10 protein-coding genes and 1 rRNA gene are annotated in these 14,130 nt (G+C 68.3%); 3 read left to right on the top strand and 8 right to left on the bottom strand.

The genetic code is table 11. From position 1 onward, the window contains the following. Window positions 1–78 precede the first annotated feature (78 nt). The 6 genes from ACFXHE_RS00055 to sucB form a co-directional block, all read right to left on the bottom strand. Window positions 79–2,274, bottom strand: coding sequence for an elongation factor G-like protein EF-G2 (locus ACFXHE_RS00055; RefSeq protein WP_379378272.1), 2,196 nt, complete (start codon window positions 2,272–2,274; stop codon window positions 79–81). A gap of 182 nt (window positions 2,275–2,456) precedes the next feature. Continuing rightward, window positions 2,457–3,497 carry a lipoyl synthase gene (lipA, locus tag ACFXHE_RS00050; RefSeq protein WP_354838470.1) on the bottom strand — a complete coding sequence of 347 codons (1,041 nt, stop codon included), beginning with the start codon at window positions 3,495–3,497 and terminating at the stop codon, window positions 2,457–2,459. 22 nt (window positions 3,498–3,519) lie between these two features. Beyond that, the gene (gene lipB, locus ACFXHE_RS00045; protein ID WP_379378270.1) at window positions 3,520–4,338 is read right to left on the bottom strand and encodes a lipoyl(octanoyl) transferase LipB; all 819 of its coding nucleotides are present in this window, start codon (window positions 4,336–4,338) and stop codon (window positions 3,520–3,522) included. Further along, window positions 4,335–4,847: a GNAT family N-acetyltransferase gene (locus tag ACFXHE_RS00040; protein ID WP_379380302.1), complete on the bottom strand. Its 513-nt coding sequence runs from the start codon at window positions 4,845–4,847 to the stop codon at window positions 4,335–4,337. Before ACFXHE_RS00040 ends, lipB begins: the two co-directional genes overlap by 4 nt. 82 nt (window positions 4,848–4,929) lie before the next feature. After that, window positions 4,930–5,829 (bottom strand): TIGR01777 family oxidoreductase, encoded by a 900-nt coding sequence (locus tag ACFXHE_RS00035; RefSeq protein ID WP_379378268.1) that lies wholly within the window; start codon window positions 5,827–5,829, stop codon window positions 4,930–4,932. Between the two features lie 29 nt (window positions 5,830–5,858). Next, complete coding sequence (sucB, locus tag ACFXHE_RS00030) at window positions 5,859–7,577, bottom strand: 2-oxoglutarate dehydrogenase, E2 component, dihydrolipoamide succinyltransferase (RefSeq protein WP_379378266.1); 1,719 nt, start codon at window positions 7,575–7,577, stop codon at window positions 5,859–5,861. A 787-nt stretch (window positions 7,578–8,364) separates the two neighbouring features. On the opposite strand from sucB, the gene ACFXHE_RS00025 reads away from it, so the two are divergent. Next, entirely contained in the window at window positions 8,365–8,700 is a 336-nt protein-coding gene (locus ACFXHE_RS00025; protein ID WP_379378264.1) for an oxidoreductase, read from the top strand. Window positions 8,701–8,802: 102 nt separating this feature from the next. Here the strand turns inward: ACFXHE_RS00025 and ACFXHE_RS00020 are convergent, their stop codons facing one another. Beyond that, window positions 8,803–10,308 carry a leucyl aminopeptidase gene (locus tag ACFXHE_RS00020; RefSeq protein ID WP_379378263.1) on the bottom strand — a complete coding sequence of 502 codons (1,506 nt, stop codon included), beginning with the start codon at window positions 10,306–10,308 and terminating at the stop codon, window positions 8,803–8,805. 234 nt (window positions 10,309–10,542) lie between these two features. Here ACFXHE_RS00020 and tuf point away from each other — a divergent pair, with 234 nt between their 5' ends. Then, on the top strand, window positions 10,543–11,739 hold the full coding sequence (tuf, locus tag ACFXHE_RS00015) for an elongation factor Tu (protein WP_379378261.1): 1,197 nt from the start codon (window positions 10,543–10,545) through the stop codon (window positions 11,737–11,739). A gap of 4 nt (window positions 11,740–11,743) precedes the next feature. Here tuf and ACFXHE_RS00010 read toward each other — a convergent pair whose 3' ends face one another. After that, window positions 11,744–13,171 (bottom strand): sugar porter family MFS transporter, encoded by a 1,428-nt coding sequence (locus ACFXHE_RS00010; protein WP_379378259.1) that lies wholly within the window; start codon window positions 13,169–13,171, stop codon window positions 11,744–11,746. An 871-nt stretch (window positions 13,172–14,042) separates the two neighbouring features. Here ACFXHE_RS00010 and ACFXHE_RS00005 point away from each other — a divergent pair. Further along, window positions 14,043–14,130 (top strand): 16S ribosomal RNA (locus ACFXHE_RS00005); the annotation flags it as partial.

The following is a 14,130-nucleotide window of genomic DNA, read 5'->3' as shown; positions in this document are numbered from 1 at the left end:
GGGATGGCGAGCGGTCGGTACCGCGGCGACGGCCGTCACCTCACCCAGTGGGATCGGTGGCGGCCGGATCGGCCGGATTCAGCCGTTGCTCCCGGCCTTGTCCCGCATCGACTCCGCCAGCTGGGTGGGCATGGCCTCGTGCCGCGCGTAGGCGCGGGTGAAGGTGGCCCCGCCGTGCGCCAGCGAACGCAGGTCCACGGCGTAGCGGCTGAGCTCGAGCTCCGGCACCTCGGCACGAATCGCGGTGCGCCCCAGCCCGACCGGCTCGGTGCCCAGCACCCGGCCCCGACGGCTGGACAGATCGACCAGCACCGGTCCCACGTAGTCGTCCGAAACCACCACGTGCACTTCGGATATCGGCTCCAGCAGGTTGATGCGCGCCGCTGCGGCCGCTTCCCGCAGGGCCAGCGCCCCGGCCATCTGGAAGGCCGCGTCGGAGGAGTCGACCGAGTGCGCCTTCCCGTCGAACAGCGTCACCCGCACATCCACGAGTGGATATCCGGTCGCCACACCGCGCGCGGCCTGGGCGCGCACGCCCTTCTCGACCGACTGAATGAACTGGCGCGGAACGACTCCGCCCACCACCTTGTCCACGAACTCGATCCCGGACCCCTCGGGGAGCGGCGCCACCTCGATCTCGCAGATGGCGTACTGCCCGTGCCCGCCGGACTGCTTCACATGCCGCCCGCGCCCGGACGCCTGGGTGGCGAAGGTCTCGCGCAGCGCCACCCGGTGGTCGATGACATCCACCTGCACTCCGAACCGGGACCGCAGCCGTTCCAGCGCCACATCGCGATGCGCCTCGCCCAGGACCCACAGCACCAGCTGATGGGTGTCGGGGTTCTGTTCCAGCCGCACCGTCGGATCCTCGGCGACCAGCCGGGACAGGCCCTGCGAGAGCTTGTCCTCGTCGGCCTTGCTGTGCGCCTTCACGGCCACCGGCAGTAGCGGATCGGGCATGGCCCACGGCTCGATGATGAGCGGGAAATCCTTGGCGGACAACGTATCCCCGGTCTCGGCGTGCGACAGCTTGCTCACGCACACGATGTCCCCGGCGATGGCCTGCGGCAGCGGCCGCTGCTGCTTCCCGAACGGCGCGGACACCCCGCCGACGCGTTCGTCGGCATCGTGATCACCGGTGTCGCCCTGTCCGTGCCCGCGCACATGCACGGTGTCGTCGGCGTGCAGTGTGCCCGAGAACACCCGCACCAGCGACAACCGGCCCACATAGGGATCGGAGGCGGTGCGGATCACCTCGGCGGCCAACGGTGCGGCGGGATCGCAGGCCAGCGCGGCGGCCTTGCCGCCGGACCCGGTCGCGGACACGGGATGCTCGGCGGGCGTGGGGAATCCGCGCGTGATCAGATCCAGGATCTCCACCGTCCCGAGCCCCTGCCGCGCGCCCTCCGGCGGCGGTGCGGCGATCAGCACCGGATGGAAACTGCCGCGCGCCACCGCCTTTTCGAGGTCCGCGACCAGCGTGGCCAGGTCGATCTCCTCGCCGCCGATGTAGCGGTCCATGAGGGTCTCGTCCTCGCTCTCGGCGATGATGCCCTCGATCAGCCGGTTGCGCGCCTCCTCCAGCTGCTCCCGCTGCTCCTCGGAGGCAGGCGTTTCCACGTGTTCCCCGGTGGCGTAGTCGTAGACGTGCTGGGTGAGCAGTTCGATCAGCCCCGTCACCGGCCGGTGCCCGTCGGCGCCCTTGGGCCCGTACACCGGAAGATGCAGCGGCAGTATGCTTTCCGCCCGCCCGCCGCCCAGAATCTCGCGGCAGGTCTCGGTCATGTCCTCGAAGTCCGCGCGCGCGGTGTCCAGATGGGTGAGCACGATGGCGCGCGGCATGCCGACACGCGCGCACTCCTCCCACAGTGCCAGCGTCGCCCCGCTCACGCCCTCCACGCCCGCGGCGGCGGAGAGCACGAAAAGGGCCGCGTCCGCCGCTCGCAGACCGGCCCTGAGTTCCCCGACGAAATCCGCGTAGCCGGGGGTGTCGAGAAGATTGACCTTGACGTGGTCCCAGCCCATCGGCACCACCGACAGTTGCACGGACCGGTGTTGTCGCTGCTCGATGTCGTCGTAGTCCGAGACGGAGGTGCCGTCCTCGACCCGCCCGGCCCGGGGTACCGCCCCGGCCGCCACGGCGAGCGCCTCCACCAGCGTGGTCTTCCCGGACCCGCTGTGCCCTACCAGCACCACATTCCGTATATCGGCCGGCCTTTCGGCCACGACCACCCTGCCGTTGACACCTTGCGACGTCGTCGTTCGCTCGACCATGGCTCGCTCCCGGGGTCGATCAATGCGGTCCTTCGAGCTTCCCACCAGCGCCGCGCACACGTCCACGAATCGACCGAACCGATTTGGATGGCGCGCCGATACCCGGCGTTCACCTGGCGAGGTGTCGCAAAACACTGTGGCCCGGACGGGACGTCCGGGCCACAGTGCACGAATTCGATCGGCTACGAGCCGAAGCGCGCCAGGACGCTGGTCGCCTCCTGCGCCGCGCTGCCCTCCTCGGCGAGATGGGCCATCTCCGGAGAGATCTCGCGACCGTGGTGGCGCATGGCCTGGGCGTACAGGCGACCGGCACGGTAGGACGAGCGGACCAGCGGACCGGCCATCACCCCGGCGAAGCCCATGGCCTCGGCGGCCTTGGAGTGCTCCACGAACTCCTCCGGCTTCACCCACCGGTCGACCGGGTGGTGGCGCGGGGAGGGCCGCAGGTACTGGGTGATGGTGATGATGTCGCAGCCCGCCTCGTGCAGGTCGCGCAGGCCCTGGGTGACTTCCTCCGGGGTCTCGCCCATGCCCAGGATGAGGTTGGACTTGGTGACCAGACCGGCCTCGCGCGCGGCGGTGATGACCGCCAGCGACCGCTCGTAGCGGAAGGCCGGCCGGATGCGCTTGAAGATGCGCGGCACCGTCTCCAGGTTGTGCGCGAGCACCTCCGGGCGGGACTCGAAGACCTCGGCCAGCTGCTCGGGCACGGCATTGAAGTCCGGGATCAGCAGCTCGACGCCGGTGTGCGGGTTGAGCCGCTTGATGGCGCGTACGGTCTCGGCGTACAGCCACGCGCCGCCGTCCTCGAGGTCGTCGCGCGCGACGCCGGTGACGGTCGAGTAGCGCAGCCCCATGGCCTGCACGCTCTCGGCCACGCGCCGCGGCTCGTCCCGGTCCAGGGCGGCGGGCTTGCCGGTGTCGATCTGGCAGAAGTCGCAGCGGCGGGTGCACTGCTCACCGCCGATGAGGAAGGTGGCCTCGCGGTCCTCCCAGCACTCGAAGATGTTGGGACACCCGGCTTCCTCGCAAACCGTGTGCAGCCCTTCGCGTTTCACCAGACCCTTGAGTTCGGTGTACTCGGGTCCCATGGTGGCGCGGGTGCGGATCCACGAGGGCTTGCGCTCGATCGGGGTCTCGGCGTTGCGGGCCTCGATGCGAAGCAGCTTGCGGCCATTGGGTGCGGCCGTGTTATCGGATGCCGGGGTATCGACAGAGGTCACTTGGTTCACCCTACGCTCATGATCATTCGGCCTTGGCGGGCACGGTTCGCGGCACCACCGGGAGCTGATCGGTCGTCGATGCGGGAAGCGGTTCCGGGCATTCGGCCGACGTCTTCACGCAGTGGGAGATGGTGTGGTCGGCCACCTTCAGATCGCCATCGAGGGCGCGCGCGATCGCATCGGCTGCCAGGGGACGCACCTCGTCGACGGTGACCTCGCGCCCGAGTTCGCGGCTCAGGGTGGTGACCCCGGCGTCGCGAATTCCGCACGGCACAATGGCATTGAAGCCGTCCAGGCTGGAATTGCAATTCAGCGCTATGCCGTGCAGGGTGACCCCGCGCTGGACGCGCACGCCGATGGCCGCGACCTTGCGCTCGGGCTGGGACTCCGTTGCCGGCACCCACACGCCCGAACGGCCTTCCACCCGGCCGGTTTCCAGTCCGAGCTGTGCGCAGACGGCGATGAGCGCTTCCTCCAGCCGGCGTACGTAGGCCACCACGTCGACGGGCTCGGCCAGCCGGATGATCGGATAGCCGACCAGTTGCCCAGGTCCGTGCCAGGTGATCTTCCCGCCGCGATCCACCTCGATGATCGGGCTGCCGTCCAAGGGCAGATCCTGCGGCTCGGTGCGCCGGCCGGCGGTGTAGACGAAGGGGTGTTCCAGCAATAGCAGCCGGTCCTGCCCGATGCCGTCGGCGCGTTCGGTGGCGATGGCGCGCTGAAGCTCCCAGGCTTCCTGATAGTCGATGAGGCCCAGATTTTCGACGGAAAGGGGTGTGCCGTCGAAGCGGGCCGATACCGCGCTGGGTAACGGTGCGGTGGCCGTACTGCTCGTGCTCACGGCTGCGACGTTACCCCTTCATTGAGAACGGTTTGCATCAGTGTGAGATCCATCCAGCGGCCGAACTTGTGCCCGACCTCCGGCAGTTGCCCGACGATCCGGAACCCGAATCTCTCGTGCAGGGCGATCGACGTGCGGTTACTCGACTCGATCGCGGCGATCATGGTGTGTACGCCGCCCTGGTGTGCCCGAGCCAGCAGCTCGGTCATCAGGGCCGTGGCCACTCCGCGCCGCTGGAATATATCTGACACGTACACCGAGTTCTCGACGGCGAACCGGTAGCCGGCCTTCGGCCGGAACTGCCCGTAGCTGGCGTACCCCGCGACCTTGCCGTCGATCTCGGCCACCAGCACCGGATGTCCGGCTCCGGTCCGCGCCGCGAACCAGGCCTTGCGCTCGTCCAGGTCGGCGAGTTCGGTATCCCAGATGGCGGTGGTCTCGGCGATGGCGTTGTTGTGGATCGCCAGGATCTCGGGGAGATCGCTCTCGCGCGCATCCCGCACCAGCAGGTCGGACGGATGATTGGTCACGTTCCACACGGTATCGACGGGCCCGCTGTGACGTGCGCCGCGCCCACCGCAACGGGCCGGATCAGCCGGACTGGCCGAGCGTCGCGGACAGTGCCGCGCCGATGGTGGGGTGCTGGAAGGGGTATCCGGCGGCCTCGAGCGCGGTGGGAATCGCCCTGGGGCCGTGCAGGATTGCCTCTTCGGCGAACTCGCCCACGGCCAGCCGCAGCGCGAACGCGGGCACCATCAGGGGCGTCGGCCGGTGCATGACGCGGCCCAGCGCGCGGGTGAACTCCGCATTGGTGACCGGTGCGGGACCGACCATATTGACCGGGCCGGAAAGGCTTTCGTGGGTGAGCGCGTAGATGATCGCGCCGACCTCGTCGTCCAGGGAGATCCACGGGACGTACTGGCGGCCGCTGCCCAGCCGCCCGCCGAGGCCGAGAAAGTAGAGGGGGTACAGCATTCCGAGCATGCCGCCGTGCCGGGCCAGCACCACCGCCGAGCGCAGCAGCACCGTGCGCACGCCGGCGTCGGCGGCCTGTTCGGTGGCGGCCTCCCAGTCGGCGCACAGGCCGGCCAGGAAACCCTTTCCGGCGGGGGAACTCTCGGTGACGACGCGGTCGCCGAGATCGCCGCCGTAGTAGTGCACGCCGCTGGCATTGACCAGCGTCGGCACGCCCGCGGCGGCGACCGCGGCGGCCAGCACGTCGGTGGGGACGATGCGGCTGTCGCGCAGCTCCTGTTTGTAGCTGCCGGTCCAGCGCCGCTGCCCGATGCCCGCGCCGCAGAGGTTCACCACGGCATCGGCGCCGCGCAGCCCACGCTCGTCCAGATTGGAACGGACGGGGTCCCAGATGAATTCGTCGCGGGCGTGCACGGGACGGCGCACGAGGCGGATGACCTCGTGCCCGTCGCGGCGCAGAGCCGCGACGAGTGCCGTCCCGATCAGTCCGGACGAACCGGCGATCACGACTTTCATCCGATCAATCCTGCCGCCCGTATCCGGCATTAGAGCCCGAGGTCACCCTCGAACGCGGCCTCTTCCAGCCGGTGCTTGACGGTGGTCAGGAAGCGACCCGCGTCGGCGCCGTCGATGAGGCGGTGATCGTAGGTGAGCGGCAGGTAGGCCATCGAGCGGATGCCGATGAACTCGCTGCCGTCGTCGCTGATCACCATGGGGCGCTTGACGATCGCGCCGGTACCCAGCATGGCGGCCTGCGGCGGCAGCAGGATCGGGGTGTCGAACAGGGCGCCCTGCGACCCGATATTGGTGATGGTGAAGGTGCCGTTGGCCAGCTCGTCCGGCTTCAGGCCGCCGGTGCGCGCACGGCTGGCGATATCGGCGATCGCACGCGCCAGTCCGGCCAGCGACAGATCGTTGGCGTTGTGGATGACCGGCGAGAGCAGACCCTGCTCGGTATCGACCGCGATACCCAGGTTGACCACCGAGTGGTAGGTGATCTCCTTGGTGTCGGAGTCGTAGGACGCGTTCACGTTCGGGTGCACGGCCAGCGCCTCGATGACGGCCTTGGCGTAGAACGGCAGGAACGTGATGTTCACGCCCTCACGCTGCTTGAACGCGGCCTTGGCGCGGTTGCGCAGGGACGCGATCTTGGTCATGTCGACCTCGTGCACCTGGGTGAGCTGCGCGGTGGTCTGCAGCGACTCCAGGGTCTTGGTCGCGGTGATCTGCCGGATGCGGCTGGCCTTCTGGACCGTGCCGGTCAGGTGCGACAGCGACGGACGCGCCGCGGGCGCGGCAGCGACCGGGGCGACCCGAGCAGCGGCGGCGGGCGCGACGGCAGCGGCGGGGGCCGGAGCCTTCTTGGCCTCCGCGGCGGCGAGCACATCCTGCTTGCGGATGCGGCCACCGACACCGGAACCGATGAGGGTCGCGAGGTCAACGTTGTTCTCCGCGGCCAGCTTTCGCACCAGCGGGGTCACGTAGGGACCGCCGTTGGTGGAGGGCTCCTCGGCCGGGGTGGCCGCGGCCGGAACCGGAGCGGGCTTGGGAGCCGCAGCGGCCGGAGCCGGGGCGGGAGCGGGAGCCGGGGCAGGCGCCGGAGCGGGCGCGGGGGCCGGGGCGGGTGCGGCCGCAGCAACGCCGCTGCCGATGACGCCCAGCTGACCGCCGACGGCGATCACGTCATCCTCCTGCGCGGAGATCTCCAGCAGGGTGCCGGCGACCGGCGACGGGATCTCGGTGTCGACCTTGTCGGTGGAGACCTCGAGCAGCGGCTCGTCCACGGCGACCTGGTCGCCGACCTGCTTCAGCCAGCGGGTGACGGTGCCCTCGGTGACGGACTCACCGAGTTCCGGCATCGTGACCGGGGTGCCGGAGGCGGCAGCGGCCGGGGCGGGCGCGGCGGGGGCCGGCGCCGGAGCGGCGGCGACCGGCTGCGGGGCCGGGGCGGGTGCGGGGGCCGGCGCGGGCGCCGGGGCAGGGGCGGCGGCGGGTGCCGGGGCGGCGGCCGGGGCCGGAGCGGAACCGGCCTCACCGATCACGCCGAGCTCGCCGCCGACCTCGACCACGTCGTCCTCCTGGGCGACGATCTTCGTGAGAACGCCTGCGACCGGGGACGGGATCTCGGTGTCGACCTTGTCGGTGGAGACCTCGAGCAGCGGCTCGTCGACCTCGACCGTGTCTCCTTCCTGCTTCAGCCACCTGGTCACAGTGCCCTCGGTGACGCTCTCACCAAGAGCCGGCATCTGGACGGAGAAGGTCATGTCCGTTGACTCCTCTGACTGCTCGTCGGGTTAAACAGTTCGTCTCTCCGCGGGCATGGCACCGCGGGTCGCGGTGTCGTCCCGACGGCCACCGATCATTCTGTGGCACCGGAGATCCGTGTTGGTTCTTGTTCCAGCCACCCATCCTTGCACTCGTCCGGGTGCGGCGTGTCACAGGGCGGCCGTTGCGCCGACCTCTCAGTGTCGCGATCCCCCGCGTGAGCAAGAGATCTCCCTGGCGTGAGCGTGAATTGGCGGGAATGGCATGAGACGTATCACGTTTGCGCGCGACACTCCTTTTCGGGGCGCCGCTGGCCGGGAGTCGAGACAACGCTGAGCGTGATAGCCGACAGCTAGCTGAACGCGCCGCCGCCCGCCGACCGGATGGATGGGGGTCCATGGGGAGTGCGGCGGTTGCGTCGCGGGAGTGATGAATTCGCGGGGGAGTGGTGAATCGGTTGAGGGCAGGCAGGATGCCGACGGCCTCGCCGCAATGTCGATGGGCGCCGTCGGCGCGCGAACGCCCGTTCGCATGTCTCTCGTGTCGGCGTATGGATTTGGCCCGCGCGGCATCGCCTCACCCGCCCTGAATTGCCGAGTGCGCCACCGGGCTCGCCGAATCGCGTTTCTGTGGTCGTCCCCGGGAGCCGGCGCTGGGCTGAGCTTGGGCTGAACGGATTCTGTGGGGCTGCTTAGGGGTTGGCCGGGGGACTGGCGAACGGTCCGGGAGCTGGCACTATCGAATTATCCGGCGGTCTTTCCGTGGCCGGAGAGGAGGTAGCCGGGGATGGGTTTCCTGGATCTGTTCGGGCGCAGCGGCACCGCGCGCCGGGGTGATGCCGACCCCGAGGCGATGGCGCATCTCGCCGCCTGGACCCGAAGCCATTACGGCGTGGAGGCTTTCGTCGAGCCGCGTACGACCGTGTCCGACGTCTCGGTCGTCCTGGTCGCCCACGACGGGTCGTGGACCCGCCGCGCGGTCGGCGAGCGCGGCGCGCAACGCCTGTCCGCCACGTTGAACATCCCCGTCTACGACGCCCGCCGAGTCGGCTACCCCCAGCGCATGCGCGACTACGAAGCGCGCCGCCGCATCCTCGAACGCCGCGCGGCTCAGGACCTCTGACGCCGGGACCCGGAACGTCCGGCGCGAGTCCGGCCGCGCCGAACGACGACGCCCGCCCCGCATCGAGCGGGGCGGGCGTCCGTGTGCGACTGCCGCTGTTCGCTATTCGGCGGCGATGTCCTCGAGGGTCGCGATGAGGGTGCGGACCGGGACGCCGGTGCCGCCCTTGCCGATGTAGCCGAACGGCCCGCCGGTGTTGTAGGCGGGACCGGCCACATCCAGGTGTGCCCACTGCACGCTCTCGGAGACGAACTCCTTGAGGAACAGGCCGGCCGACAGCATGCCGCCCCACCGGTGCGGCGCGACGTTCTGCAGGTCGGCGATCTTGGAGTTCAGGTCGGCGCGCAGTTCCGCGGGAAGCGGCATGGCCCAGGCGTTCTCGCCGACGGCCTGCGAGATGCGGGCCACCCGGTCGCGGAAGAGGTCGGTGCCCATGACGCCCGGGGTGCGGGTGCCGAGCGCGACCATCTGCGCACCGGTGAGGGTGGCGACGTCGATGACGTAGTCGGGCTCGTCCTGGCCCGCCCGCACGAGCGCGTCGGCCAGGATGAGCCGACCCTCGGCATCGGTGTTGATGACCTCGACGGTGGTCCCGCCGAACTGGGTGAGCACGTCACCGGGCCGCTGCGCGGTGGCCGACGGCATGTTCTCGGCCATGGGCACGGTGGCGATGACCGTGAGCGGCAGGCTCAGTCGCGCCGCCAGCAGCGTGGTGGCGATGACCGCCGCCGCGCCGCCCATATCGGAGGTCATGTTCTCCATGTTCGCTGCGGGCTTGATGGAGATGCCGCCGGTGTCGAAGGTGATGCCCTTGCCGATGAGCGCCACTTTGGGGTCGCCGCCCGCGTACGTGATGCGGATCAGTCGCGGCGGCCGCGAGGAGCCCTTGCCGACGCCGAGAATGCCGCCGTAGCCCTGGGATTCGAGTTCCTTCTCGTCCAGGATCTCCACCTGCAGACCCGCCGCCTTGGCCAATTCCGCTGCGCGGTTGGCGAATTCGGCCGGGAACAAGTCGTTGGGCGGGGTGTTCACGAAATCCCGCGCGGTGGCGACGGCTTCGGCGACGGCCTGCGCCCGGAACAGCGACTCTTCTCCGAATCCCGGTTCGGGAACCAGGAATTCGATGCGCTTGACCGGCTGATCGTCGTCCTTGGGCGCGGTCTTGGCGGACTTGAAGGTGGTGAACTGGTACGCGCCCAGGTAGAAGCCCTCGGCCGCCGCGCCGAGGTCGAGCCCCGACAGTGTGGTGACCGCGGTCGCGACCCCGGTCAGCGCCCGCCCGGCCGCACCGGCCGACTTGCGCACCTGCTCGGCGTCGAGCTTGTCCTCGGCCCCGAGCCCGACCGCCAGCACGTAGTCGACGCCCAGCCCGGCCGGAGCCGGCACCCGCGTGACCTCCTCGCCCTTCCCCTTGGCCCCGACCGCCTGCAGTGCGGTCAGCAGCGCCGCCCGGGTCTCGCCGTCCAGCACATCCTCGAAGACGTCGGCGGGCGCGATGACCGGCCCGTCATCCGTCGAGGTGAGGCCGATGACGAGGACGTCGGCCTGCCCGATGCCCACGGTGCGTACGAGTTCCGGCCCGAGCGAACGATCTGCAACAGCTGTCATAACCGCCCACGTTACTTCCCCTGCTCACCCGAGGCGGGTTCGGCGCGTCTCCCGGGGACTCGCCGAGCGGAACACCACCCGTCAACAGTCCTGTACGCCCGGTTCGGGCTGTTCTCGACCTTTGCGGGCCGGCGCCTGAATACCCTGGAACAGACACCGCCGTCGGGCATGACTTCGCGGTGTCCCCACCCTCCGGTGCCCTCTCGAATCGCGTGGGCGCACAGGAGGTTCCCAGTGGCCAAGGCGAAGTTCCAGCGGACGAAGCCGCACGTCAATGTCGGTACCATCGGCCACATCGACCACGGCAAGACCACTCTCACCGCGGCGATCACCAGGGTCCTGCACAACAAATATCCGGACCTGAATCCCTTCACACCCTTCGAGGCCATCGACAAGGCCCCCGAGGAACGGCAGCGCGGCATCACCATCTCCATCGCCCACGTGGAATACCAGACGGAGAACCGCCACTACGCGCACGTCGACTGCCCCGGCCACGCCGACTACATCAAGAACATGATCACCGGTGCCGCCCAGATGGACGGCGCCATCCTGGTGGTCGCGGCCACCGACGGCCCGATGCCGCAGACCAAGGAGCACGTCATCCTGGCGCGCCAGGTCGGCGTCCCGAAAATGGTGGTGGCACTGAACAAGTGCGACATGGTCGAGGACGAGGAGATCCTGGAACTGGTCGAACTCGAGGTGAGCGACCTGCTGAGCGAATACGAATTCGACGGCGACAACACCCCCATCGTCCGCGTCTCCGCCTACCAGGCGCTGGAGAACCCGACCGGCGAGTGGGGCGACACCATCACCGAACTCCTGGCCGCCGTGGACGATTGGATCGACACCCCCACCCGCGAGGTCGAGAAGCCCTTCCTCATGCCCATCGAGGACGTCTTCACGATCACCGGCCGCGGCACCGTTGTCACCGGCCGCATCGAACGCGGTGTCCTGAAGGTCAACGCGGAGGTGGAGATCGTCGGCATCCGCCCGAAGACCACCAAGACCACCGTCACCGGCATCGAGATGTTCCGGAAACTGCTGGACGAGGGCCAAGCCGGCGAGAACGTCGGCCTGCTCCTGCGTGGTGTCCGGCGCGAAGATGTGGAGCGCGGCCAGTGCGTCATCAAGCCGGGTTCGGTCACACCCCACACCCGGTTCGAAGGCCAGGCCTACATCCTCTCGAAGGAGGAGGGTGGCCGCCACACCCCCTTCTTCAACAACTACCGCCCCCAGTTCTACTTCCGCACAACGGATGTCACCGGCGTGGTGACGCTTCCGAAGGAAGTGGAAATGGTCCTCCCGGGTGACAACGTCTCCATGGAGGTGGTCCTCATCCAACCCATAGCCATGGAGATCGGCCTCAAATTTGCCATCCGGGAGGGCGGCCGCACGGTCGGCGCCGGCCAGATCACCAAGATCCTCAAATAGCCGTTCAGCCCATTTCTTCCAGTGCCTTGCCCTTCGTCTCCGGAACCCACCTGAGCACGAAGGGAATCGAGAGGATGGCGAAGGCGGTGTAGATGACGTAGGTCCCCGACAGGTTCCAGTCGGCCAGGCTGGGGAAGCTGGCGGTGATGACCCAGTTGGCGATCCACTGCGCCGACGCGGCCACGCCGAGCGCTGCGGCGCGCAGCCTGTTGGGGAACATCTCGCCGAGCAAGACCCACACCACGACACCCCACGACATGGCGAAGAACAGTACGAAGCAGTGCGCGGAGACGAGCGCCACGATGCCCTGGGTGTGCGGCAGGCTCACGCTGCTTCCGGACCCGGACTTGTAGGAGAACGCCCAGCCCTCCAGTGCCAGCGAGATCGCCATGCCCGTGGATCCGATGAGCGCCAGCGGTTTCCGCCCGATCCGGTCGACCAGCACCATGGCGATCACAGTGCCGACGATATTGATGATCGACGTGGTGAACGAGTAGAAGAACGAACTGGACGGGTCGATGCCCACCGACTGCCACAGCGTCGCCGAGTAGTAGAAGACGACATTGATGCCGACCAGCTGCTGGAACACCGACAGCCCGATACCGATCCACACCACCGGCAGGAACCCGAACCCCCCGCCCAGCAGATCCTTGAACGTCGACCGATGCTCGCTGTGCATGGCCCGCTCGATCTCGGCCACCCGCGCGTCGAGATTCCCCTTGTCGCCCTCGACCTGGGCCAGCACCTCCTTGGCCTTGTCGGTCTTGCCGACGGAGATCAGATACCGCGGCGACTCCGGAATGGTGAACGAGAACAGCCCGTACAGCGCCGCCGGCACCACCATCACCCCGAGCATCCACTGCCAGGCCTCCAGCCCTGCGATGTGACCGCGCTGCTCACTACCCGCCATCTTCAGAATCGCGAAGTTCACCAACTGTGAAGTGGCGATACCGATCACGATGGCCGCCTGCTGGAACGACGCCAGCCGCCCCCGATACGCCGGCGGCGACACCTCGGCGATATACGCGGGCCCGATCACCGACGCCATCCCGATCCCGATGCCACCGATCACACGCCACATCGCCAGATCCCACAGCGCGAACGGCAGCGCCGATCCGATCGCACTGCAGGTGAACAGCGTCGCCGCGATCCGCATGCACCAGATGCGCCCGATCCGGTCCGCGATCCGCCCCGCGATCGCCGCCCCCACCGCGCACCCGATCAATGCAATGGCCACCACCTGCGCCAAGGTCGCCGACCCGATGTCGTACCGATCCCGGATCGCCTCGACCGCACCGTTGATGACCGAGCTGTCATACCCGAACAGAAACCCACCCATGGCCGCCGCAGCGGTAATGAACACGACATAGACGAGGCCGCCCGCCCCACCCACCTGATCGCCGGGCGTTCGCTCGCCCACCGTTGAATTCACGCAGACTCCTTCGTCCCGACCCGGAGCCTCATGAGCCCGGGCCAACCACCCTGGGTAAGACCGAGATGACGCACAGAACCCCGTCAGACGGCGCACTCCGACGATCGTTGCTGCTGGGATGCTTGTCAACGCGGCCCGCAGTGGTCGTTTTCCTGCGGTGTGGGCAGCCGGATTGCCCGCGGTGCGGTCGTCTCTCCTCGCCAGCCGTTCGGCCTCTCGGAGTAGTAGTGCCGCGGTCTCGACGTCGCCGGCTCGCGCGGCGTCCGTCGCCCGCGACACCGCATACAGAACTCCGGACCGATCCTCGCGACTCTCCGTCCGCGCCCGAACAGCTCCGGCCACGAGACCTCCTTACCTATAGGCAGCGTTGTGGGGAGGTATTCGGAGCCGCGCGCTCTTCGACTCGTCCGGGCCGCACATCCGATGTGCCGGAAAAGCGCAGGTAGACAGCCGATTTGACTTTGGTTCGTCGCAACACGTAACTTATTCCAGGTCAGAGCGACACGGACACCGACCCGGAGCCCCAAGGGCCTGGGAAACGAGGTTGGACGAGGAGCGCCTGATGATCACACTAGTTCCACCTGACCAGCGGATTTGGTTTCGCTGTGAAGGCTGAGCTAAGCTGTAAAAGTTGCCTCACGATCGAGCGGGACTAAGAGCCCGGGAGATGGTTTGTGCGTGTGTTCTTTGAGAACTCAATAGTGTGTCGATGAATGTCAGTGCCAAATTTTGAAATTTGGTTCCGATTCTCACCCCCCGTGTGAGGGTCGGACATTTGAGTCGGCTAATTTCCAGCCGGCTATTTTTGCTAGGTTTTCGGACTCTGGTTCGAGATACTTCTGATTCGCCCTTCGGGGTAAATCTAGAGTCTTCAACGGAGAGTTTGATCCTGGCTCAGGACGAACGCTAGCGGCGTGCTTAACACATGCAAGTCGAGCGGTAAGGCCCTTCGGGGTACA

Source organism: Nocardia sp. NPDC059229, from assembly GCF_042754165.1.
In the GTDB taxonomy this organism is placed as follows: Bacteria; Actinomycetota; Actinomycetes; order Mycobacteriales; family Mycobacteriaceae; genus Nocardia.
The sequence above is the reverse complement of the archived record's forward strand: the minus strand, read 5'-3'. Positions and strand labels throughout refer to the sequence as shown.

Coding starts and splice junctions, on each gene's coding strand:
- ACFXHE_RS00035 (WP_379378268.1), bottom strand. CDS start 5,829: ATGAAAGTCGTGATCGCCGGTTCGTCCGGACTGATCGGGACGGCACTC.
- ACFXHE_RS00055 (WP_379378272.1), bottom strand. CDS start 2,274: ATGGTCGAGCGAACGACGACGTCGCAAGGTGTCAACGGCAGGGTGGTC.
- sucB (WP_379378266.1), bottom strand. CDS start 7,577: ATGACCTTCTCCGTCCAGATGCCGGCTCTTGGTGAGAGCGTCACCGAG.
- ACFXHE_RS00025 (WP_379378264.1), top strand. CDS start 8,365: ATGGGTTTCCTGGATCTGTTCGGGCGCAGCGGCACCGCGCGCCGGGGT.
- ACFXHE_RS00020 (WP_379378263.1), bottom strand. CDS start 10,308: ATGACAGCTGTTGCAGATCGTTCGCTCGGGCCGGAACTCGTACGCACC.